This is a genomic window from Mycobacterium sp. P2_H7 (assembly GCF_056403275.1).
Window position 1 is genome coordinate 217,320 of sequence record NZ_JBFUFU010000010.1, and the last position, 22,792, is coordinate 240,111.

Here is a 22,792-nt window from a genome sequence, read left to right on the forward strand (position 1 = left end):
CATGACCAACAGCGCCCGCCGCGAGAAGATCGACCCGATCTGGTACGCGCCCATCCTCTTCGTCGTGATCGGCGCCCTGATCGCCTTGACCGCCTTGCTGTTCAGTGGAACCCTGCGTGCCTTCGTGCCGGTCACCCTGGTCTCCGACCGCGCCGGGCTGGTCATGGAGAACGGTGCCAAGGTCAAACTGCGCGGCGTGCAGGTGGGTGAGGTCGGTTCCATCGGGGAGCGGTCCGGGCTGGCGTCGCTGAACCTCAAGCTCTACCCGGGACCGTTCCGGTACCTGCCCGGCAATGTCGAAGCGGAGATCAAGTCCAGCACCGCGTTCGGCGCCAAATACGTCGACCTCATCGTGCCTGAGGAACCGAGTGCGCAGCCCCTCAAGTCGGGCGCCGTGTTGCAGTCCCGCAATGTCACCGTCGAGGTGAACACCGTCTTCGAGAACCTGCAGTCGGTGGTGCACGCCATCGATCCGGCGAAGCTGAACTCGGTGCTGTCGGCGGTCGCGGAGTCCTTGCGCGGCAAGGGCGACACCATCGGCCAGGCCATCACGTCGGCCAACAACGTGTTGCTCACCGTGAATCCGCGGATGCCGACGGTGCAGCGGGACTGGCAACTGTTCGGCCAGACGACCGCCGCGTATTCCGATGCGGCCGAAGACATCGTGGCGATCCTCGACTCGGCGGCCACCACCAGCACCACCATCGCCACCCACGCGCAGGCGCTGGACAACGTGCTGCTCTCCGCGATCGGGTTCGCCCAGTCCGGTATCAATGTGATCGGCGGCAATCAGCAGAACTTGGTGCGCGCCATGAACATCCTGGACCCGACCACCAGCCTGCTGCTGAAGTACTCGCCCACCTACACCTGCCTGTTCCAGGGCGCGCAGTGGTTCCTGGAGCAAGGCGGTCGGGATGCCATGGGCGGCAACGGGAAATCGGTCATCATGGACGCCGCGATGCTGGCCGGCGACGACCCGTACCGCTTCCCGGACAACCTGCCCATCGTCAACGCCAAGGGCGGCCCCGGCGGCAAGCCCAGTTGCGGTTCGCTGCCCGACGTCACCAAGAACTACCCGGTCAAATACCTGGTCACCGACACCGGATTCGGTACCGGGCCCGACATCCGCACCAACCCCGGGATCGGATTCCCCGGCTGGGCCAACTACCTCCCGGTCACCCGGGCGGTGCCGGAGCCCCCGAGCATCCGCTACAACGGACCGCCCGCGCCCGGACCGTTCCCCCCGCAATTCGCGCCCGGACCGCCGCCGCCTCCAGACTCCACCCCACCCGCCCCGCCTGCCCCCTAGGACAACTCATGCGACGAGCGAGCATCACCGGCACGGTGGTGCGGGTAGTGCTGTTCACCGCCATGTGCCTGGTCTTCCTGTTCGTGTTGGTCACCGTGTTCGGCCAGTTCCGGTTCGACTCCCGCGCGACCTTCCACGCGGTCTTCACCAACGTGTCCGGTCTCAAGGAGGGCAACTTCGTCCGCATCGCCGGCGTCGAGGTGGGCAAGGTCGGCACGATGACGCTGCAGAAGGACGGCACCGTCCACGTCGACTTCTCCATCGACAAGGACCTCGCCCTCACCGAGGGCACCACCGCCGCGGTGCGTTACGAAAACCTGATCGGCGACCGGTATCTGGCACTCGAGGAAGGCGCGGGATCGGTGCACCGGCTGGTCCCCGGGGAGACCATCCCGAAGGAACGCACCTCGCCCGCGCTGGACGTGGACGCATTGATCGGGGGCTTCCGCCCGTTGTTCCGGGCGCTGGATCCGCACCAGGTCAACGCGCTGTCCGGTGAACTGCTCAAGGTGTTCCAGGGCCAGGGCGGCACGCTGTCCTCGGTGCTGGCCCAGACCTCGGCACTGACCACCACCCTGGCAGGTCGCGACCAACTCATTGGCCAGGTCATCACCAACCTGAACACGGTGCTCGGCACGTTCGCCGCACGTGATGACCAGTTCTCCGCAGGCCTGGACCATCTCGCGGAACTGGTGCAGGGCCTCTCGGACCGCCGAACCGATATCGCGCACGGCGTCGCCCACATCAGCGCGGCGACCGCCACCATCGCCGACCTGCTCACCGATATGCGTCCACCCCTGAAAGAGGCTGTGGTGCAGACGGATCGGGTATCCGGTCAGATCGAAGCCGACCATGCCTATGTCGACGACCTGGTGAAGACGCTGCCCGACGCCTACCAGATCCTGGCCCGCAACGGGCTCTATGGCGACTACTTCGGCTTCTATCTGTGCGACGCGATCCTCAAGGTCAACGGCAAAGGCGGCCAACCGGTGTTCATCAAACTCGCGGGCCAGGACACAGGTAGGTGCACACCCAAATGAAGCGACCCACCATCAAACCTATCGCCGAACGCAACAGGGTCGCGGTCGGTACGGTCGGCACGCTGATCATCACGCTGGTGGTGATAGCCGCGTTCTCCTACGACCGACTGCCCTTCATCAAGGGCACGTCCGACTACTCGGCGTACTTCGCCGAGGCCGGTGGCATCAAAAGCGGTAGCGACGTACGGGTTTCAGGCCTGTCCGTCGGGCGGGTGTCCGACATCAAACTCGAAGGCACCAAGGTCCGGGTCGACTTCACCGTCAACGACGGTGTCGACCTTGGTGATCGGACCGAGGCGGCGATCAAGACCGAAACCGTGCTGGGTACCAAGATGCTGGAGATCACCCCGCGCGGGGACGGCGAGCTGTCCGGCACCATCCCGCTGGAGCGGACCACCTCGCCCTATGACCTGCCCACCGCGCTCGGCGATCTGACCACGGCGATCAGCGGCCTGGACACCACCCAACTGTCTTCGTCACTGAGCACCTTGGCCGACACGTTCAAGCAGACCCCGGCCGACCTCAAACTCGCCCTCGACGGTGTCGCGCAGTTCTCCGACACCCTCAACGCGCGTGACGCGCAGCTGCGCAACCTGCTCGGCAACGCCAACAAGGTCACCACGGTGCTCGCCAAGCGCAGCGACGAAATCGCCGGACTGGTGGTCAATGCGAATGCGCTGCTGGCCGAACTGGTGGCGCAGCGCGACGCGGTGGACGGCTTCATGACCAACCTGACTGCGGTATCGCAGCAGATCTCCGGGTTGGTCGCCGACAACAAGACCCAGCTGAAACCGGCGCTGGACAAGGTCAACGGCGTCCTGTCCATTCTGGACAACCGCAAGAAGGAACTTCAGCGCACCGTCACCCTGTTCCGCCGCTACGCCATGTCCTTCGGTGAAGTGCTCGGTTCCGGACCGTATTTCAAGGCCTCCCTGGTGAACCTGCTGCCCGGCCAGTTCGTCCAGCCGTTCATCGACGCCGCGTTCTCCGACCTCGGCCTGGACCCGAACGTGAAGCTGCCGTCGGAATTGGTGGACCCCGCCGTCGGGCAGCCCGGTACCCCGGCGCTACCGGCGCCCTACCCGCGCACCGGGCAGGGTGGCGCGCCGAATCTCACGCTGCCCGATGCCATCACGGGTAACCCCGGCGATCCGCGCTACCCCTACCGCGAACCGCTGCCCGCCCCGCCGCCCGGTGGCCCGCCACCGGGACCGCCGGCCCCGGCGCCGCCCGGTGTGGTCGGCCCGGTCCCGTACACCGGTCCCACCCCGTTCCTCGTCACGGCACCCGGTGAGCCCGGAGGCCAACCGTGAGAAAGAACGCCCGCCTGCTGATCGGAGCGGCATTGGTCGTGATCCTGGCGGCCGGCATCTCGGTGGTGGCCACGCCGTGGTGGAAATTCGTCGCCAAGGACACCTTCGTCGCGTACTTCGCCAACGCCAACGGTCTGTACAGCGGCGACGAGGTCCGCATACTCGGGGTGGCCGTCGGCACCGTCGACAAGATCGAGCCGCAACCCCAGACCACCAAGGTGACGTTCTCCGTCGACGCGCAGTACCCGGTGTCGGCCGATGTGAAGGCGGCGATCCTGTCCCCGTCGCTGGTCAGCGCACGCGCCATCCAACTGGTGCCCGCGTATGACGGCGGCCCGAAACTGGCGTCAGGGCAGTCCATTCCGCAGGAGCGCACCGCGGTTCCGGTGGAATGGGACGACTTCCGGCAGCAGCTGGAGAAGCTGACCGCCTCGTTGCAACCGCAGACACCCGGCGGGCCCAACTCGGTGGGCGAGTTCATCAACAGTGCCGCGGAGAACCTGCGCGGCGAGGGTGACACCGCCCGCGGCACGGTGATCAAACTGTCGCAGGCGCTTTCGGCGCTCGGCGACCACAGCACCGACATCTTCAGCACGGTGCGCAACATGGCGTTGCTGGTGTCGGCGTTGTCGTCGAGCAGTGACCTGCTGGCCGCGTTCAACCAGAACTTCGCGCAGGTGAGCACGGTACTGACCAACACCCCCAACGAAGTCTCGGACGCGACACAGAGTTTGGATGCCGCGGTCGGCGACCTGCGCGGCTTCGTCGCCGAGAACCGTGAATCGTTGGGTAGCACCTTCGACCACTTCAACCAGATCACTACCGCGCTGAACGACAGCCGTACCGACATCAAACAGGTGCTGCACATCGGCCCGACGGTTTTCCAGAACTTCGTCAACATCTACCAGCCTGCCCAGAGCGCCATCACCGGGATCCTGGCGCCGGTCAACTTCGCCAACACCGTCCAGTTCCTCTGCAGCGCAGTGCAAGCGGCATCGCGATTGAACTTCGAGCAATCCTCGAAGCTGTGTGTCCAATACCTCGCACCGATCATCAAGAACCGCCAGATGAACTTCTTCCCGATCGGGGGGAACCCGTTCGTCGGCACCATGGCCCGCCCGAACGAGATCACCTACAGCGAGGACAGGTTGCGGCCGCCGGGGGATCCGCTCCTCCCGCCGCCACCTCCGCCGCCGGTCGATCCGGTGGGCCTGCTCGCCGCCGAAGCGCCAGCGGCGACACCCGATCCCGCGGCGGGACTACCCGGGCTGATGGTGCCGACGCCATGAGACGATCCCTGCTCGCGGTGCTGCTGGTGGCATGCCTGGCGATGCTCCCGGGATGCCAATGGCGTGGCCTGAATTCGCTGAGTCTGCCCGGCACCGAGGGAACCGGTGACGGCTCCTACACGATCCAGGCGCAGCTGCCCGACGTCGTCGTCATCCAGCAGAACACCCGGGTCCGGGTCGCCGACGTCAACGTCGGCAACGTCACCAAGATCGAGGTTCAGGACTGGCATGCGCTGGTCACCATGCGGATCAACGGGGACGTGCACCTGCCCGCCAACAGCACCGCCAAGGTGGGCCAGACCAGCCTGCTGGGCTCCATGCACATCGAACTCGCCCCGCCCGCCGACGAACCGGCACAAGGCCGGTTGCACGAGGGGTCGCTGATCCCACTCTCGCGAGCAGGCACCTATCCCACCACCGAGCAGACCCTGGCCTCGGTGTCGATCCTGCTCAACGGCGGCGGGCTGGGGGAATTGCAGGAGATCAACCAGACCTTCGCGAAGGCGCTGTCCGGGCGGGAGACCGACATGCGCAGTCTGCTCACCCAGCTGGACACCTTCATCACCCAGGTGAATGCGCAGACCGACGACATCATCACCGCGACAGAACATCTGAACTCGCTGGCCGGTAAGTTCGCCGCCAACGACCAGACTGTCGACAAAGCGCTGACCACCCTTCCGCAGGCACTGGCCGTGCTCGCCGACACCCGCACCAAACTGGCCGACGCGATCGACGGGCTGGGCAAGTTCAGTGCCGTCGCCAATTCGACTGTCACCCAGAGCAAAACGGCGCTGGTGGACAATCTGCGCAATATCGGTCCGGTGCTGCGCTCACTGGCCGACGCCGGGCCGTCGCTGACCAAAGGGCTGGACTTCCTGTCCACCTACCCGTGGGTGAAGAGCAATCTGTCCAAGTGGTTCCGCGGTGACTTCGCGAATATCACCCTGGTGCTCGACCTGACGCTGAGTCGGCTGGACAGCAGTATCTTCACCGGCACCCGGTGGGAGGGCGACCTCACCGAGCTGGAGATGCAGTGGGGCCGCACCATCGGCCAGATGCCCAGCCCGTACACCGGCGGCAATCCACTGATCGCGCCCTACCATTTCGGGGGGTACTGAGCATGCTGCGATTGCATCGCAAGGTCTGGATCCAGCTCGCCATCCTGGCCGCCGTAACGCTGATCTCGGTGGGGGTCATGGCCTTCGGAATCGTGAACGTGCCGGCCCTGCTGGGCTACGGGCGCTACACGGTGTCACTCGACCTGCCGGCCTCCGGCGGACTCTACGAGAGTTCGGTGGTGACCTACCGGGGCGACGAGGTCGGCCGCGTCACCGGCGTCGACGTCGACAAGGACGGGGTGCGGGCCGAGTTGACCCTCAAATCGTCCACCCCGGTACCGGCAGATGTGTCGGCGGCAGTGCACAGCCGCTCGGCCGTCGGCGAGCAGTTCGTCGAACTCACCCCGGGTGCGGAGGGTGGCCCGGCGTTGCGCGACGGCGATGTCATCCCGGCAGGCAAGGTTTCGGTGCCCCCCGACATCGGCAACCTGCTGGACGCCACCAACCATGCGCTGCAGGCGATTCCGCAGGATAACCTGAAGACCGTCGTCGACGAGGCAGCCAAGGCGGTCGGCGGTCTCGGGCCGGAACTGTCACGCATCGTGGACGGCTCGACGTCGCTGGCCATCGAGGCGGGGAAATCCACCGACCAGCTGGGCCGACTGATCGACGAGGCGCCCCCGGTACTGGATTCCCAAGTGCAGAAGGCGGATTCGATCCAGACCTGGGCAGCGCACTCCGCCTCGCTGTTCGGTCAGTTCAAGGCGCAGGACCGGGCCTTCGTCGATCTGCTGAACCAGGGCGGCCCCGCGCTGAACGAGGGCAGGCAGCTGTTCGACCGGGTGGCGCCGGCGCTGCCGGTGCTGTTGGCCAATCTGGTCAGCCTCGGTGATATCGCGGTGACCTACCGCAACGACATCGAACAGCTGCTGGTGTTGTTCCCGCAGGGCACCGCCGTCATGTCGGGCATCGCCGTCGCGGACGCCGGCGTCAAGCAGGCCTACAACGGCATCTATCTGGACTTCAACCTGAACCTGAACCTGCCGCCCCCGTGCAACACCGGGTTCCTGCCGGTGCGCCAGCAGCGTGCGCCGTCTGATCAGGACTATCCGGACCGCACAGCCGGCGAATTGTACTGCCGGGTGCCGCAGGACTCCGATCTGAATGTGCGTGGCGCTCGCAACATCCCGTGTGAGGGCAAGCCGTGGAAGAAGGCGCCGACGGTCGAGATGTGCGAGAGCGACGAGAACTACGTCCCGCTCAACGAGGGCTACAACTGGAAGGGTGATCCCAACGCCACCCTGTCCGGGCAGAGCGTGCCGCAGTACCCGCCGGGCACGGTCCCGGCGTCCACCCCGGAAGGAAGCGCGCAGGCGGCGCCCCCGCCGGTTGCCGTCCCGTACAACCCGGCGACCGGGGAGTACATCGGCCCAGACGGCCGGCGCTACACGCAGGGCGATCTCGCGAACCCGGGCAACCGGACGTGGCAGTCGATGCTGGTGCCGCCGGGGCCGTAGGCGGGAGGGGCTACTTGGGCTTTTCGCGCCACGCCCGTTCGAACGGCAGCCGCCACGCGTTCGGCGCGATGAGCTGATGGATGGCGTTGGGGCCCCACGTTCCGGGCTGGTAGATCTTGGCCGGGGGCGGATCGTCCAGGAGTTGCGCCGAACGGTCCCAGAGGGATTCGATGCCCTCGGCAGTGGTGAACAACGTGTGGTCACCCCGCATGGCGTCCAAGATCAGCCGCTCGTAGGCCTCCAGCACGTCGCCGTTGGTCGCGATCTCGGTCGTGGAGAACTGCATCGACATCTTGTCCAGCTTCATGCCGGGGCCGGGCCGCTTGCCGTAGAACGACAGCGACACCTTCGAGTTGTCCGCCAGGTCGAAGGTCAGGTGGTCGGGTCCCTGCGAACCGACACCGGAGCCGGCGGGGAACATCGTCCGCGGCGCCTCCTTGAAGGCGATGGAGATGATGCGCATGCCCTCGGCCATCTTCTTGCCGGTGCGCAGGTAGATCGGCACACCCGCCCACCGCCAGTTGTCGATGCCGACCTTCATGGCGATGAACGTCTCGGTGTCGGAATCCCTTGCCACCCCGTTGAGTTCGCGGTAGCCGGCGAATTGGCCGCGCACCACGTCGTTGCACTTGATCGGCAGCATGGACCGGAAGACCTTGTTCTTCTCCTCGCTGATGGCCCTGGGTTCCAGCGCGGTCGGCGGTTCCATCACCACGAACGCCATCACCTGGAACAGGTGGGTGACCACCATGTCCTTGTATGCGCCGGTGCTCTCGTAGAAGTTGGCCCGCTCATCGAGGCCGAGCATCTCAGGGATGTCGATCTGGATGTGATCGATGAAGTTGCGGTTCCAGATCGGCTCGAACAGGCCATTGGCGAACCGGAACGCCAGAATGTTCTGTGCCGCTTCCTTGCCCAGGAAGTGGTCGATACGGAAGACCTGACGCTCTTTGAAGGTCTCGTGCACGAAGTCGTTGAGCGCCACCGCGCTGGCCAGGTCGGTGCCGAACGGCTTCTCCATCACCACCCGCGAACGCTCCACCAGGTTGGCCTCGCGCAGCATGGTGATGACCGCGCGTGCGGCCTTCGGCGGGACCGAAAGATAATGCAGCCGTTGGGCATTCCCGCCGAGTCTGGCCTCGGCCTCCGCGACCGCTGCGGCCAGTGCCACCGGCCCGGCGCCCTGCGGCACGTAGGTGAGGATCTTGGAGAAATTGGTCCACTGCTCGTCGGTCAGCTTGTGCGTGCCGAACTTCTCGATGGACTCTTTGGCCAGTGCCCGGAACTCGTCATCGGTCAGATCCTCCAGCGAGGTCCCGACGACCTGGATGTTCGGCGCCAGTTCGGACTGGTCCAGGTAGGCCATCCCTGGGATGAGCTTGCGCTTGGCGAGATCGCCCGTCGCACCGAACAGCACGATGACATGCGGTTCGAGCGGGTCGGTGTCCCGGCGGTGCGGGCGTGCGCCCAGCGCGGGGTAGGCGATGGTCTGCGGGGTGTCTGGCAAGGTGGCGGCCACGCGGGTGATGCTTCCACCGGTAGGTGAACTCTGCACGACATGGAGGCGGTCAATTGTCGGCCGGTGCCCGGCACGGGTGGCTACTGTCGGCCCATGGCAACCAGCGTCTCCCGTGAAGTGGTCATCGAAGCGTCCCCGGCCGAGATCTTCGCCGTCGTCGCCGACGTCGAATCGACCCCGACCTGGTCGCCCCAATATCAGAAGGCGGAGGTCGTCGACCGCGACGACGAAGGCCGGCCGCACCGCGTCATCCAGACCATCAAGACGGTCGGTATCAGCGACAAGCTGACGATCGATTACACCTGGGAAGAGAACAAGGTCAGCTGGGTACTGGTCAAGGCCAGTCAGCTGAAATCCCAGCAGTGCAGCTACACGCTGACGCCCGAGGGTGACAAGACCCGGGTGCGTTTCGACATGGACATCGAACTGGCCATCCCGCTGCCCGGGTTCATCCTCAAGCAGGTCATGAAGGGCGCCATCGACGTTGCTACCGGCGGACTGCGCAAACAGGTGCTCAAGGTCAAGAAGGGCTGACAGGCACCGACTGACCGCGGTTCTCCCGGACACCCGTGAGACCCGTCGGCGCACCACCACAAAGTGCCACCCCGATCGGTGAGATCGCGTGGTGACGATTTGCTTACGTTACGGACAAAATTAGCCTTCAGATCCGTTGCGCGAGGCTGAACGGGGAATTACATTTGCCCATATGGCTGTCAAGGCAACGAGGGAAATCGTCTTCGACGCGCTACCCGAGGAGATACTGGACGCTATCGCCGATATCGACGCGGTCCCGTCGTGGTCGTCGCTGCACCGGGAGACCGAGGTGCTCGACCGTCATCCGGACGGGCGCCCGCATCACGTGCGGGCGACGCTGAAGATCATGGGCTTCACCGACAAAGAGGTGCTCGAGTACCACTGGGGTGCGGACTGGGTGGTGTGGGACGCGGCCGCCACCGGCACCCAACGCGGGCAGCACGGCGAATACAACCTGACCCGCGAGGGCGACCGCACCCGCGTCCGCTTCGACCTCATCATCGACGTGGCCGCGCCCATGCCGGAGTTCATCGTCCGGCGCGCGAAGAAGCTGGTGCTCGACACCGCCGTGGAAAGCCTGCATCAACAGGTGATGGACAAGTACTCAGCCTGAGCCGAACGGAATGCCCGGCCCCGGTCGGCGGTTGTCCTCACCATGCCCACCGGAGTAGTGCTCGACCCCGATCGCAACGCCCCCAACCACGTCGCGGCCGCCATCGACCAGGCCCGTCGCGCGTACGACGCGGGCATCCGCCAGCTCTGGATCGCCCAGCAGTTCGACCATGACGCCATCGCGCTGGCCGGCTACATCGGCGCCGCGGTGCCGGGACTGGGCGTCGGCACCTTCGTCGTCCCCATCAACCCGCGCCACCCGCTGATCGTCGCGTCGGCGGCCCAGACCGCCCAGGCCGCCACCGGCGGGAACTTCAGCCTCGGCCTGGGCCTCGGGGCGCACGCACCGGAGCAGGCGGCCTTCGGCACGGCGTGGCCGAACACCATCGGACGGCTGCGCGAGCATCTGCAGGTGCTGCGCTCCATCCTGGACACCGGCGCCGTCGACTTCCACGGCGACGAATTCACCGCCGCTCCCGAGTGGCCCGTGACCGTGGCCGGTGGGGCGCCGCTGCCGGTGTACGTCGCGGCCATGGGTCCCAAGGCATTACGGGTCACCGGAGAACTCGCCGACGGCACGTTGCCCTATCTGGCGGGCCCGCGGACCGTGGCGGAGTTCATCGTCCCGACGATCTCGAAGGCGGCCGCCGAGGCCGGCCGGCCGGCACCGAAGGTGATCGCCGCCGTGCCCGTACTGGTCACCGACGACGTGGACGAGGGCCGGGCGCGGGCGGCCGAAGCCCTGGAGTTCTACGCCACCATCCCGTCGTACGCGAAGGTCATCGAACGTGAAGGCGTGGATTCGGTGATCGACCTGGCCGCGGTCGGCACCACCGCCGAGGTGACCCGCCAGCTGCGGCGCTATCTCGACGCCGGGGCCACCGACGTCGTGCTCAGCCCGCTGGTCCGCACCGGCGTCGCCGCACTGGAGCCCATCTGGGAGGTGGGCGCCGCGCTGTAGGCGGTGTGAAACAGGGCGGCAACACCGATGCCCTACCCTGCGGGCATGCGGCCACCACGCCGATCTGCCCTGCTCGAACATCTGGTCGCCGACCATTCGGGTTCATCGCAACAGGCTGTGCTGGGCGAACTGCGCCGCGCCATCCTCGACGGCGGCGTCCCGCCGGGTACCCCGATTCCGCTCGCGGAGGTGGCCGAGGCATTCGGCGTCAGCCAGATCCCCGTTCGAGAGGCGCTGAAAACCCTGGTCGGCGAAGGGCTGGTGGCACAACGCCGCAACGCCGGCTACAGCGTCGCGCAACTGACGGCCGAGGAACTGCGCGAGATGTACATCGTGCGGGAGACGTTGGAGTCCGCGTCGCTGACCGCTGCCGTCGCCAATGCGACCGACGCCGACCGGGCCGCGGTGATCGCGGCCAACGAGCTTCTGGAACAAGCGGTTCGCGATGGCGACGGCGCGGCCTATCACCGCGGCAGCCGCGAATTCCACGCCGCGCTGACCCGACCCTCGCGCATGCACCGCCTGTTGCACATGCTCGAGGCGGCATGGAACGTCACCGAACCCGTGCAGTCGATGGTGCACGTCGGCCCCGAGGACCGTGCCCATCTGCACGCCGATCACCGCGCAATGATGGAGGCGTTCCTCGCCGGTGACGCGCAGCGACTTCTGGCCGCCTCGGAAGCGCACGCGGCGCGGCTCAACGTCGTGATCGCCACGCTGCCGACGGACACGGGCCTGCTTGCCCAGCTGTGAATATATTCTGAACGCAATCAGTCGATAGTCATTGTGAAACAGCAGGGAAACACCCGGTTTCTAGCGTCACCGACTATGACCGATACCGTCATCCCGAAGAACGACGCGCACCCCGGGGCCGTTGTCGGCGCCAATGATCTCGTGGAAGCAGCCGGCCATCCGGTCGGCGGTGGCCTGATCAAACCCGGCTACGACCCTCGACTGACCAACGAGGACCTCGCTCCGCTGCGCAAGCAGTCCTGGGGCTCCTACAACATCTTCGCGTTCTGGATGTCCGACGTGCACAGCGTCGGCGGCTACGTCACCGCGGGCAGCCTGTTCGCCCTGGGGCTGGCCAGCTGGCAGGTGCTGGTGGCGCTGCTCGTCGGTATCAGCATCGTCTACTTCCTGTGCAACCTCGTCGCCAAGCCGAGCCAGCTGGCCGGCGTGCCCTACCCGGTGATGTGCCGGACGGTGTTCGGGGTGCTGGGCGCCAACATCCCGGCCATCATCCGCGGCTTGATCGCGGTGGCCTGGTACGGCATCCAGACCTTCCTGGCGTCGGCGGCGCTGGACATCGTGCTGGTGAAGCTGTTCCCGGCGCTGGCGCCGTACGCGGTCGTGGAGGACTACGGTTTCACCGGTCTGTCGCTGCTGGGCTGGGGCAGCTTCCTGACCCTGTGGGTGTTGCAGGCCTGCGTGTTCTGGCGCGGCATGGAGTCCATCCGCAAGTTCATCGACTTCTGCGGGCCTGCCGTCTACGTCGTCATGTTCATCCTCTGTGGCTACCTGATCTACAAGGCCGGCTGGAGCGCCATCGATCTGAACCTCGGCGATGTCACCTACACCGGCTGGTCCTCGGTCCCCGTCATGCTGGGCGCGATCGCGCTGGTGGTCTCCTACTTCTCCGGCCCGATGCTCAACTTCGGCGACTTCTCGCGCTACGGAAAGTCGTTCGCGGCGGTCAAGAAGGGCAACTTCCTCGGCCTGCCGGTGAACTTCCTCGTGTTCTCGGTGCTGGTCGTGGTGACCGCGTCGCTGACGCTGCCGGTGTTCGGTGAGCTGATCACCGACCCGGTGCAGACGGTGGCCCGGATCGACAGCACCTTCGCCATCGTGCTGGGCGCCCTGACCTTCACCATCGCCACCATCGGTATCAACATCGTGGCCAACTTCATCTCACCCGCGTTCGACTTCTCCAACGTCAGCCCGCAGAAGATCAGCTGGCGCGCCGGCGGCATGATCGCCGCGGTCGGCTCGGTACTGATCACCCCGTGGAACCTGTACAACAACCCCGAAGTCATCCACTACACGCTAGAGACCCTCGGCGCGTTCATCGGCCCGCTGTTCGGCGTGCTGATCGCCGACTTCTACCTGATCCGCAAGGAGAAGGTGGTGGTCGACGACCTGTTCACCATGGATGAGTCCGGAAAGTACTGGTACACCAAGGGTTACAACAAGGTGGCCGTCGTCGCGACCGTGGTCGGCGCCGTCCTGGCCGTCATCCCGGTGCTGCTCGGTGGCTACGTGTACGGGATGCACACCGCCGCCCAGTACAGCTGGTTCATCGGCTGCGGTGTGGCGTTCGCGATCTACTACGTGTGGGGCAAGCGCGACGCGCTGGTGACAGAATCGGTGTCGTGAGCCGAATCTGGGTGATCAACCCGAACACCACCCGGGCCATGACCTCGACCATCGAGGCGTGCGCCCGGGCGGTGGCCGGACCGGGAACCGAGATCACCGGTTTCACCTCCGAATTCGGCCCGCCGTCGATCGAGAGTCACTACGACGAGGCGATGAGCGTGCCGGGGCTGCTGGCCGCCGTGCAGCGCGGTGAAGCCCAGGGGGTGGACGGGTACGTGATCGCCTGCTTCGGTGACCCGGGCCTGGACGCGGCCCGCGAGGTGGCCCGCGGACCCGTGCTAGGGATCGCCGAGGCGGCCATGCACACAGCCAGCCATCTGGGCCGCGGATTCAGCGTGGTGACGACGCTGGGACGCACCATGGGCCGGGCGGCAGACCTGGCCGAACACTATGGCATGCAACGGTTCTGCCGCGGTATTCACGCCTGCGAGATCGCCGTTCTGGATCTGGAGACCGATCCCGATGCGCGAAAGATCATCACCGAAGCGTGCCGCGACGCGATGGAAGCCGACGATTCGGACGCCATCGTGCTCGGCTGTGCGGGCATGGCGGACATGTGCGCCGCGATCTCCGCGGATCTCGGGGTGCCGGTGATCGACGGGGTGACCGCCGCGACGCTGACGGTGCAGTCGCTGATCACCCTTGGCTTGCGGACCTCCAAGCGAGGTGAGTTCGCCGCGCCACCGGAGAAGGAGTACACGGAACGACCGCCGTGCTGATCGCACAGTTGTCAGACCCGCACGTCCGCCCGAAAGGGTTTCTCTACCAAGGGGTCATCGACTCGAATGCCGGTTTCGCCGACGCGATCGGCAATGTCCTGGCGCTGGACGTCCGTCCGGACCTGGTGCTCATCACCGGCGATCTGGTGGACGAGGGGCAGCCCGCCGAGTACGAGATGGTGCGGGAAAGTCTTGCTGCCCTTCCTATTCCATACCTGGTGATCCCGGGTAACCATGACCACCGGGAGAACTTCCGGTCGGCCTTCTCCGATCATCCGTACCTGCCTGCGCACGGGCCACTTCGCTACTGCGTCGACGACTATCCGGTGCGGATCATCGGCCTGGACTCGACGATTCCCGGCAAACATCACGGCCATATCGATCAGGCCGGGTTGGACTGGCTCGCAGACACTCTCGCGCGGAACACGGTGAAACCGACATTGCTGATGCTTCATCACCCGCCCCTCGTCAGCGGCATTCCCTACCTGGATGAATACCGCTACTTCGATGAGTCGTCACTGCGTGGGGTCGTCGCACGGTTCGACAACATCGAAGCGGTGCTGTGCGGGCACGTGCACCGGCCAACGATGAAACGCTGGGCAGGCACGCTGCTGTGCGCCGGCCCGAGCACCGCGACGCAGATCGACATGAAGCTCACCCTCGCGGCCGCCCCGTCCAGCCACGCCGGACCGCGCGGCTACATGCTGCACGCGTGGGATGAGCGGAACGGTCTGGTCAGCCACCTCAGCCATATCGGCGACTTCGCGGGGCCCTACCCGTTCGCCTAAGCATCACGACCAAGTGGGCAATGCAACCGGCGCGAAGCAGTACGAGCGGGGCGGCGAGAGATAGATGTAGGCATCGCTGTCCTGCGGGCACGTGGTGGTGTCGATGCTGTCGCTGCGCCGCACCACGCGCATCGCATTGCCGCCGGCGCCGGCGCAGTCGAGCAACTCGGTGATCTGAGTTTCGGGGGATGTCCGGTAACAGTGGTCGACGAGGAGGTTCTCGACGAGACACAGGCGCACCACGGTCTTGTCCTCGACGACCCAGTCGTAGCCGGCGTAGTTGGCGTTGTCGCAGGGCCGATCGTTGTCGTACACCGCCCCGACGGTGTAGCTGGGATCGGTTGCACACTCACTGCGGCGAACGTCGGCCTTGTTCTCGGGGCCCGCCGACACCATCACGATGCAATCGCCGACGTGGTATTCGGCGAAATCGGACCGTGCGTCGTTTGTGGCCATCTGCTTGCTGACCTCATGTGACACCGCGACCTTGACGGCGATCACCAAGGCGCCCGCGATCAGGCCGACGACCACCCGGGCGGCCGTGCTGCGCCAGAAGGACTGCCGTGGCGGCACGGATTTCGACACCTCGTCCATGGCCCGATAGTGGCAGGCATTTCGTGGCCGGGCATACGTATACCGGTACCTGAATTTCGCCGCCTTCAGGAGTGCGTGCGGGCCTTCAGGTTCCGCAGGGTCGCCAGGTCCGCGCCAGGCGCCTGCGCCAGCACCTCGTCGATACCGAACGCCCCGCAGTCCAGTCCCCGCAGCACCACGGCCGCAAGCGCTTCCGCGGTCGCCGGTTCGTCGGCGACGGCTCCGCCGCGGCGGTCCAGATACGCCTGCAGGCGTGGGGCGGCGGCGTGCAGCGCGGCCCGGAAGAAGGTGAACGTCGCCAGCCAGCGCGTCACCAGATGACCCGGATGCATATCCCAGCCCTGGTAAAAGCCGCGCTCCAGCGACCGGGTGACGAGCCGATGGTGCCGCCGGATCGCCTGTTCCACTTCGGTTTCGGTGCCCACCGGGTTGACCTGGGTGGAGCCGTCGGCCACCCACACGCCGGTCTGGGCGGCAGCGACCAGCATGACGGCCTTGGCGTGGTCGGCCACCGGATGTTCCAGTGACTGGTGCTGCGGCGTGATACCGCAGGCGGCGCTGTAGTCGTAGGTGCCGTAATGCAAACCGGTACAGCGACCCTCGGCAAGGTGGAGGGCCCGGGCCAGCGTCGCGGCACCGTCGGCGCCGAGCACCGCCTGCGGGCTCTCGATCTGCAACTCGAAGCGTAACGCCCCGACTGGTAGTCCGTGCGCATGCTCCAGCGCCTCGCACACCCACACCGTCGCAGTGACCTGTTCGGCCGCACGCAGTTTGGGCACGGTGAAGACGAACCCGTCCGGCATCCCGCCGTCGAGCACCAGCTCGAGGGTGCGCAACGCGCGCGGCCGGTCCGCCAGCGTCAACCCCTTGAACCGGATCCCCGAGGTGCCCAGCCCGAGCGACCGCAAGGTCTCCCCCGCGCGGCGCGCATCGGTGTCCTCGACGGCGTCGCCGCGGCGGCCGTAACCATCCTCGAAATCCAGTCGCAGATCGGCGATGGGGCTGGTGATCAAGCGATCCCGCACCAACGCCAGTGCGCTGTCGTCGCCCAGTTCGGCGACGACGCCGGCGTGCCGGTCCAGCAGTTCCAGCGCTGCGGAACCCCACAGTGCCGGGGTGTCCGCAGTGGCATCCGCGGCGCTGAGGTACACCGTGTGCACCGGCTGCGCCTCGGGACGATCACCTGGATAGTGTGCGGCCAGGTCGGCGTCGGCATCGGCCAGTAGTGCGTCGATACGGGCCAGCGTGGGTTCCGGGATGGCACTCATGACCGCAACACGTCCAATCGGCGGATCGCCTCGTCGAGGGTGTCGTCACGCTTGCAGAATGCGAAGCGCACCAAGTGATTCCATGCTTTGTCCGGCTCGGCGCAGAATGCCGACATCGGGATGGCGGCCACCCCCGCCTTGTGTGGCAGTTCGGCGCAGAACGCGGTGCTGTCGTGGTATCCGAGCGGGCGCGGGTCGGCGCACAGGAAGTACGTGCCGTGGCTGTCATGCACCTCGAAACCCAAGTCCGTCAGTGCAGCCGACAGCCGGTTGCGTTTGCTCTGCAGGCTGTCGCGCAACCCCAGCACCCAGGCGTCCTCATGGTCCAATGCGTAGGCCACCGCGGGCTGGAACGGCGCGCCGCCGACATAGGTGAGGAACTGTTTGGCCGCCCGCACCCCGGCGATGAGTTCCGGTGCGCCGCAAGCCCAGCCGATCTTCCAGCCGGTGGCGTTGAACATCTTGGCTGCACTCGAGATCGTCACGGTGCGTTCGGCCATGCCCGGGTAACGGGCCAACGGCAGGTGCCTGCGGTAGTCGGAGTCGGTGTAGACCAGCGCCTCGTAGACCTCGTCGGTGATTACCAGCAGATCGGCCGTGACCGCCAGATCGGCAATGGCACTCAGTTCGGCGTCGCTGAGCACCATGCCGGTCGGATTGTGCGGTGAATTGATGATGAGCGCCTTGGTCTGCGGCCCGACGGCGGCCCTCAGGGCGTCGAGGTCGAGGGCGAAACCGCGGCCGTCGGGCACCAGCGGGACGACCTTGCGCACGCAGCCGGCCATGGCGATGACAGGGGAGTAGGAGTCGTAGAAGGGTTCGAGCACCAGCACTTCCGACCCCGGTTCGACCAACCCGATCACGGCGGCGGCGATGGCCTCGGTGGCGCCGACGGTCACCAGCACCTCGGTGTCGGGGTCGTATTCGACCCCGTAGTGCCGGGCGCGCTGCCGGGCGATGGCCTCGCGCAGCGCCGGAATCCCAGGGCCCGGCGGGTATTGGTTGATGCCCTCGGCGATCGCCTCCTGGGCGACCTTGAGCATGCCGGCCGGACCGTCCTCGTCCGGGAAGCCCTGGCCGAGGTTGACCGCGCCGATGCGCGCCGCCAGCGCGGACATCTCGGCGAAGATGGTCACCGCATACGGCTTGAGCCGCGACACCGTCATGGCATGAGGGTATGTGGGAATCCGCACAGGCCGGGTACCGCGCGGAATGAATCTCTTCACAGCTGCGCTTACCTGCACATGGCCTTCACCCTCGCCCCCGATGCCGCCCTGCTCAAGCCGATCCGCGTCGGCGACACGCAAGCGCGTAACCGCATCTTCATGGCGCCGCTGACCCGGTCCCGGGCGCAAGCCGACGGCACCCCGTCCGACCTCGCCGCGCAGTACTACTCCGAGCGCGCGGGTGCAGGCGTCATCATCACCGAGGCGACCGCCATCTCCGAGGTCGCCAACGGCGCCTACATGAACACCCCCGGCAACTACACCGACCGGCACCAGGAGAAGTGGGCGGAGATCGCCGGTGCCGTGCATCAGGCGGGCGGCCGGATGTTCATGCAGCTCTGGCACGTTGGCCGGATGGGCCACCCCGAGGTCAACGGCGGGATCGAACCCGTCGCCCCGTCGGCCATCGCCGCGAACCTCACCACCCACACCCCGTCGGGCAAGAAGGCGCTGGTGGTGCCGCGCGCACTGCGCACCGATGAGATCGCGGACATCGTCGCCGATTTCCGCGCCTCGGCCCGCCGCGCCGTCGATGCCGGTATGGATGGGGTGGAGATCCACGGCGCCAACGGGTATCTGCTGCACCAGTTCTCATCCGATGTGACCAATCAGCGCACCGACAACTACGGCGGCTCGCCGGAGAACCGGGCCCGGTTGACGGCCGAGGTGGTCGAGGCCGTGGTCGCCGAGATCGGCGCGGGCCGGGTCGGCTTGCGGATCTCGCCCGGAAACTCGGCCGGCGACATGCACGAGAACGACACCGTCGCGGTCTACGAAGCGCTGGTCAACCGGATCGCCCCACTGGGCATCGCCTACCTGCACCTGCTGATCGACCCGAGCGCCCGCGAGTTCGGGGTGCTGCGCGCCATCTGGACGGACACCCTGGTGCTCAACACCGGGCGCGACAGTGGCACCGATTTCTGCCAGCTGGAGAGTTATGTGGAATGGGGTGCCGTCAGCGCCGTCGCGGTAGGCCGCACGTTCCTGGCCAACCCCGATCTGATCGACCGGCTGCTGCTGGGCGCCGAGCTCAACGAGCCGGACGTGGCTACCTTCTACGCCCCGGGTGCCGAAGGTTACATCGACTACCCGACCTTGGCTGAGCTGGAGGAACCGCGCACGGCATGAGTGTGTAGTGGGTGAGTGGGTGCGCTGAGCAGACGCCCAACCAACAGGTTGGTTTGCGGTTTTGTTAGGCTTCGCGACCAGTGGACTCGCGTCCCGACCGACGATCCCGTCACCCACCCGAAAGGGAACTACACATGTCCGAAGAAGCCTTCATCTACGAGGCCATTCGCACGCCTCGCGGAAAGCAGCGTGGCGGCGCCCTCAACGAGGTCAAGCCCGTCAACCTCGTGGTCGGCCTGATCGAGGAGATCCGCGCCCGCTTCCCCGACCTGGACGAGAACCTGATCAGCGACGTCATCCTGGGTGTCGTCTCCCCGGTCGGCGACCAGGGCGGCGACATCGCCCGCACCGCCGGTCTGGTGGCCAAGCTGCCCGAGACCACCGGTGGCTTCCAGCTCAACCGCTTCTGCGCCTCCGGCCTGGAGGCCGTGAACCTGGCTGCTCAGAAGGTCCGCTCCGGCTGGGACGACCTGGTGCTCGCCGGTGGCGTCGAGTCGATGAGCCGCGTCCCGATGGGTTCCGACGGCGGTGCCTGGGCGTCTGACCCGGAGACCAACTACCGGATCGGCTTCGTCCCGCAGGGCATCGGCGCCGACCTGATCGCCACCATCGAGGGCTTCTCCCGCGAGGACGTCGACGCCTACGCGGCCCGTTCGCAGGACCGCGCCGCGGCCGCATGGTCGGGTGGCTACTTCGCCAAGTCCGTTGTGCCGGTGCGGGATCAGAACGGTCTGGTCATCCTGGACAACGACGAGCACATGCGCCCCGGCTCCACCGTGGAAAGCCTGGGCAAGCTCAAGACCGCGTTCGACGGTGTCGGCGCGATGGGCGGCTTCGACGACGTGGCGCTGCAGAAGTACCACTACATCGAGAAGATCAACCACGTGCACACCGGCGGCAACAGCTCCGGCATCGTGGACGGCGCGGCCCTGCTGCTGATCGGTACCGAGGCCGCGGGCAAGTCGCAGAACCTGACCCCGCGGGCCCGCATCGTGGCCACCGCCACCAGCGGCGCGGACCCCGTCATCATGCTGACGGGTCCCACCCCGGCCACCCAGAAGGTGCTCGACCGTGCCGGGCTGACCGTCGATGACATCGACCTGTTCGAGCTCAACGAGGCGTTCGCCTCGGTCGTCCTGAAGTTCCAGAAGGACCTGAACATCCCGGACGAGAAGCTCAACGTCAACGGTGGTGCCATCGCGATGGGCCACCCGCTGGGCGCCACCGGCGCCATGATCACCGGAACCATGGTCGACGAGCTCGAGCGTCGCGGTGCGCGGCGTGCGCTGGTCACGCTGTGTATCGGCGGCGGCATGGGCGTTGCCACCATCATCGAGCGCGTCTAAGGGGAATTGGCATGACTGAGAACACGATTCACTGGGACAAGGACGCCGACGGCATCGTCACCCTGACCCTGGACGATCCGACCGGGTCGGCCAACGTGATGAACGAGCACTACAAGGAGTCGATGCACAACGCCGTCGAGCGACTCTTCTCGGAGCAGGAAGAGATCACCGGTGTGGTGATCGCCAGCGCCAAGAAGACGTTCTTCGCCGGTGGCGACCTCAAGGCAATGATCAACATCGGCCCGGACAACGCCGCCGACGCGTTCAACGAGGTCGAGACCATCAAGCGCGACCTGCGCACGCTGGAGACCCTGGGCAAGCCCGTCGTCGCCGCCATCAACGGCGCGGCACTGGGCGGTGGCCTGGAGATCGCGCTGGCGACCCATCACCGCATCGTCGCCGACGTGCGCGGTGTGCAGATCGGTCTGCCCGAGGTCACCCTGGGCCTGCTGCCCGGCGGCGGCGGCGTGGCCCGCACCACCCGGATGTTCGGCATCCAGAAGGCGTTCATGGAGATCCTGAGCCAGGGCTCGCGGTTCACCGCGGCCAAGGCCAAGGAAATCGGGTTGGTCGACGAGCTCGTCGGCTCGGTCGAGGAACTCATCCCCGCCGCCAAGGCATGGATCAAGGCCAATCCCGACGCCCACGTGCAGCCGTGGGATGTCAAGGGCTACAAGATGCCCGGCGGTACCCCGTCCAGCCCGGGTCTGGCGGCCATCCTGCCGTCCTTCCCGGCGTTGCTGCGCAAGCAGCTCAAGGGCGCCCCGATGCCCGCACCGCGCGCCATCCTGGATGCCGTGGTCGAGGGTGCGCAGGTCGACTTCGACACCGCGTCGCGCATCGAGAGCCGCTACTTCACCCAGTTGGTCACCGGCCAGGTCGCCAAGAACATGATCCAGGCGTTCTTCCTGGATCTGCAGTTCATCAACGGCGGCGGTTCGCGCCCCGAGGGCATCGCCTCGGTGCCGATCACCAAGATCGGTGTGCTGGGCGCGGGCATGATGGGCGCCGGTATCGCCTACGTGTCGGCCAAGGCCGGCTACGACGTCGTGCTCAAGGACGTCACCATCGAAGCCGCCCAGAAGGGCAAGGCGTACTCGGAAGGCATCGAGGCCAAGGCACTCAAGCGGGGCAAGACCACGCAGGAGAAGTCCGACGCATTGCTGGCCAAGATCACCCCGACCGCCGACCCGGCCGATCTGGCCGGCGTCGACTTCGTGATCGAGGCCGTCTTCGAGAGCCAGGAACTCAAGCACAAGGTGTTCCAGGAGATCGAGGACATCGTCGAGCCCAACGCGATCCTCGGCTCGAACACCTCCACGCTGCCCATCACGGGCCTGGCCTCCGGTGTGAAGCGCCAGGAGGACTTCGTCGGTATCCACTTCTTCTCGCCGGTGGACAAGATGCCGCTGGTGGAGATCATCCGCGGAGAGAAGACCTCGGACGAGGCGCTGGCCCGGGTGTTCGACTACACGCTGGCCATCAAGAAGACCCCGATCGTCGTCAACGACAGCCGCGGCTTCTTCACCTCGCGCGTGATCGGCACCTTCGTCAACGAGGCGCTGGCCATGCTGGGTGAGGGCATCGAGCCCGCCACCATCGAGCAGGCGGGTTCGCAGGCCGGTTACCCGGCGGCGCCGCTGCAGCTCTCCGATGAGCTGAACCTCGAGCTCATGCACAAGATTGCCGTCGCCACCCGCAAGGGTGTCGAGGACGCCGGCGGCACGCACGTGCCGCACCCGGCCGAGGCCGTCGTCGAGAAGATGATCGAGATCGGTCGTCCGTCACGGCTTTCCGGTGCCGGCTTCTACGAATACGCCGACGGCAAGCGGGTCGGCCTGTGGACCGGACTGAAGGAAACCTTCAACTCCGGAAGCGCCACGATCCCGCTGCAGGACGCGATCGACCGCATGCTGTTCGCCGAGGCGCTGGAAACCCAGAAGTGCATCGACGAAGGCGTGCTCACCTCGACCGCCGACGCGAACATCGGCTCGATCATGGGTATCGGCTTCCCGCCGTACACCGGTGGTTCGGCGCAGTACATCGTCGGCTACGAGGGCCCCCTCGGTGTCGGCAAGGCCGCGTTCGTGGCCCGCGCCAAGGAACTGGCCGCCAAGTACGGCGACCGCTTCAACCCGCCGGCGTCGCTGGAAGCCTAAGCGGTACAACGTCAAATGCCCCCGGCGCGAGCCGGG

The 22,792-nt window shown here is 66.6% G+C and carries 20 protein-coding genes; 16 read left to right on the plus strand and 4 right to left on the minus strand.

The genetic code is table 11. The annotated features are described in order from the left end of the window. The first annotated feature begins 1 nt into the window (after nt 1). Genes AC1DY7_RS16390 through AC1DY7_RS16415 form a run of 6 tightly spaced genes read left to right on the plus strand, consistent with a single transcriptional unit; the run spans nt 2 to nt 7,526 of the window. Nucleotides 2–1,309, plus strand: a complete 1,308-nt coding sequence (locus tag AC1DY7_RS16390; protein WP_477494756.1) for an MCE family protein — start codon at nt 2–4, stop codon at nt 1,307–1,309. 8 nt (nt 1,310–1,317) lie between these two features. Beyond that, nucleotides 1,318–2,349 carry an MCE family protein gene (locus tag AC1DY7_RS16395; RefSeq protein ID WP_477494757.1) on the plus strand — a complete coding sequence of 344 codons (1,032 nt, stop codon included), beginning with the start codon at nt 1,318–1,320 and terminating at the stop codon, nt 2,347–2,349. Further along, complete coding sequence (locus AC1DY7_RS16400; RefSeq protein WP_477494758.1) at nt 2,346–3,662, plus strand: MCE family protein; 1,317 nt, start codon at nt 2,346–2,348, stop codon at nt 3,660–3,662. Before AC1DY7_RS16395 ends, AC1DY7_RS16400 begins: the two co-directional genes overlap by 4 nt. Beyond that, nucleotides 3,659–4,951: an MCE family protein gene (locus AC1DY7_RS16405; protein WP_477494759.1), complete on the plus strand. Its 1,293-nt coding sequence runs from the start codon at nt 3,659–3,661 to the stop codon at nt 4,949–4,951. The genes AC1DY7_RS16400 and AC1DY7_RS16405 overlap by 4 nt, the downstream gene beginning before the upstream one ends. Then, nucleotides 4,948–6,069, plus strand: a complete 1,122-nt coding sequence (locus tag AC1DY7_RS16410) for an MCE family protein (protein ID WP_477494760.1) — start codon at nt 4,948–4,950, stop codon at nt 6,067–6,069. The genes AC1DY7_RS16405 and AC1DY7_RS16410 overlap by 4 nt, the downstream gene beginning before the upstream one ends. A gap of 2 nt (nt 6,070–6,071) precedes the next feature. Next, nucleotides 6,072–7,526, plus strand: a complete 1,455-nt coding sequence (locus AC1DY7_RS16415) for an MCE family protein (protein WP_477494761.1) — start codon at nt 6,072–6,074, stop codon at nt 7,524–7,526. A gap of 10 nt (nt 7,527–7,536) precedes the next feature. Here the strand turns inward: AC1DY7_RS16415 and zwf are convergent, their stop codons facing one another. Continuing rightward, complete coding sequence (zwf, locus tag AC1DY7_RS16420; protein WP_477494762.1) at nt 7,537–9,045, minus strand: glucose-6-phosphate dehydrogenase; 1,509 nt, start codon at nt 9,043–9,045, stop codon at nt 7,537–7,539. Nucleotides 9,046–9,138: 93 nt separating this feature from the next. Here zwf and AC1DY7_RS16425 point away from each other — a divergent pair, with 93 nt between their 5' ends. The 7 genes from AC1DY7_RS16425 (at nt 9,139) to AC1DY7_RS16455 (ending at nt 15,035) form a co-directional block, all read left to right on the plus strand. Further along, nucleotides 9,139–9,579, plus strand: a complete 441-nt coding sequence (locus AC1DY7_RS16425; protein WP_477494763.1) for an SRPBCC family protein — start codon at nt 9,139–9,141, stop codon at nt 9,577–9,579. A 172-nt stretch (nt 9,580–9,751) separates the two neighbouring features. Further along, the gene (locus AC1DY7_RS16430; RefSeq protein ID WP_477494764.1) at nt 9,752–10,192 is read left to right on the plus strand and encodes an SRPBCC family protein; all 441 of its coding nucleotides are present in this window, start codon (nt 9,752–9,754) and stop codon (nt 10,190–10,192) included. A 42-nt stretch (nt 10,193–10,234) separates the two neighbouring features. Further along, entirely contained in the window at nt 10,235–11,152 is a 918-nt protein-coding gene (locus AC1DY7_RS16435) for a TIGR03564 family F420-dependent LLM class oxidoreductase (RefSeq protein ID WP_477494765.1), read from the plus strand. 45 nt (nt 11,153–11,197) lie between these two features. After that, entirely contained in the window at nt 11,198–11,905 is a 708-nt protein-coding gene (locus AC1DY7_RS16440; protein ID WP_477494766.1) for a GntR family transcriptional regulator, read from the plus strand. 75 nt (nt 11,906–11,980) lie between these two features. Further along, nucleotides 11,981–13,528, plus strand: a complete 1,548-nt coding sequence (locus tag AC1DY7_RS16445) for an NCS1 family nucleobase:cation symporter-1 (protein WP_477494767.1) — start codon at nt 11,981–11,983, stop codon at nt 13,526–13,528. Continuing rightward, complete coding sequence (locus tag AC1DY7_RS16450; RefSeq protein WP_477494768.1) at nt 13,525–14,247, plus strand: aspartate/glutamate racemase family protein; 723 nt, start codon at nt 13,525–13,527, stop codon at nt 14,245–14,247. The genes AC1DY7_RS16445 and AC1DY7_RS16450 overlap by 4 nt, the downstream gene beginning before the upstream one ends. Further along, a complete protein-coding gene (locus AC1DY7_RS16455; protein WP_477494769.1) occupies nt 14,241–15,035 on the plus strand; it encodes a phosphodiesterase in 795 nt (264 codons plus the stop codon). Before AC1DY7_RS16450 ends, AC1DY7_RS16455 begins: the two co-directional genes overlap by 7 nt. A 3-nt stretch (nt 15,036–15,038) precedes the next feature. Here the strand turns inward: AC1DY7_RS16455 and AC1DY7_RS16460 are convergent, their stop codons facing one another. From AC1DY7_RS16460 to AC1DY7_RS16470, 3 genes are all read right to left on the minus strand, one after another. Continuing rightward, nucleotides 15,039–15,629 (minus strand): LppU/SCO3897 family protein, encoded by a 591-nt coding sequence (locus AC1DY7_RS16460; RefSeq protein WP_477494770.1) that lies wholly within the window; start codon nt 15,627–15,629, stop codon nt 15,039–15,041. Between the two features lie 65 nt (nt 15,630–15,694). Then, nucleotides 15,695–16,897, minus strand: coding sequence for a DUF6986 family protein (locus AC1DY7_RS16465; protein ID WP_477494771.1), 1,203 nt, complete (start codon nt 16,895–16,897; stop codon nt 15,695–15,697). After that, complete coding sequence (locus tag AC1DY7_RS16470; RefSeq protein WP_477494772.1) at nt 16,894–18,063, minus strand: pyridoxal phosphate-dependent aminotransferase; 1,170 nt, start codon at nt 18,061–18,063, stop codon at nt 16,894–16,896. The genes AC1DY7_RS16465 and AC1DY7_RS16470 overlap by 4 nt, the downstream gene beginning before the upstream one ends. A gap of 78 nt (nt 18,064–18,141) precedes the next feature. On the opposite strand from AC1DY7_RS16470, the gene AC1DY7_RS16475 reads away from it, so the two are divergent. From AC1DY7_RS16475 to AC1DY7_RS16485, 3 genes are all read left to right on the plus strand, one after another. Next, complete coding sequence (locus AC1DY7_RS16475; RefSeq protein ID WP_477494773.1) at nt 18,142–19,251, plus strand: alkene reductase; 1,110 nt, start codon at nt 18,142–18,144, stop codon at nt 19,249–19,251. Between the two features lie 134 nt (nt 19,252–19,385). Then, nucleotides 19,386–20,597 carry an acetyl-CoA C-acetyltransferase gene (locus AC1DY7_RS16480; protein ID WP_477494774.1) on the plus strand — a complete coding sequence of 404 codons (1,212 nt, stop codon included), beginning with the start codon at nt 19,386–19,388 and terminating at the stop codon, nt 20,595–20,597. An 11-nt stretch (nt 20,598–20,608) separates the two neighbouring features. Further along, nucleotides 20,609–22,756 (plus strand): 3-hydroxyacyl-CoA dehydrogenase NAD-binding domain-containing protein, encoded by a 2,148-nt coding sequence (locus tag AC1DY7_RS16485; protein ID WP_477494775.1) that lies wholly within the window; start codon nt 20,609–20,611, stop codon nt 22,754–22,756. Nucleotides 22,757–22,792 lie beyond the last annotated feature (36 nt).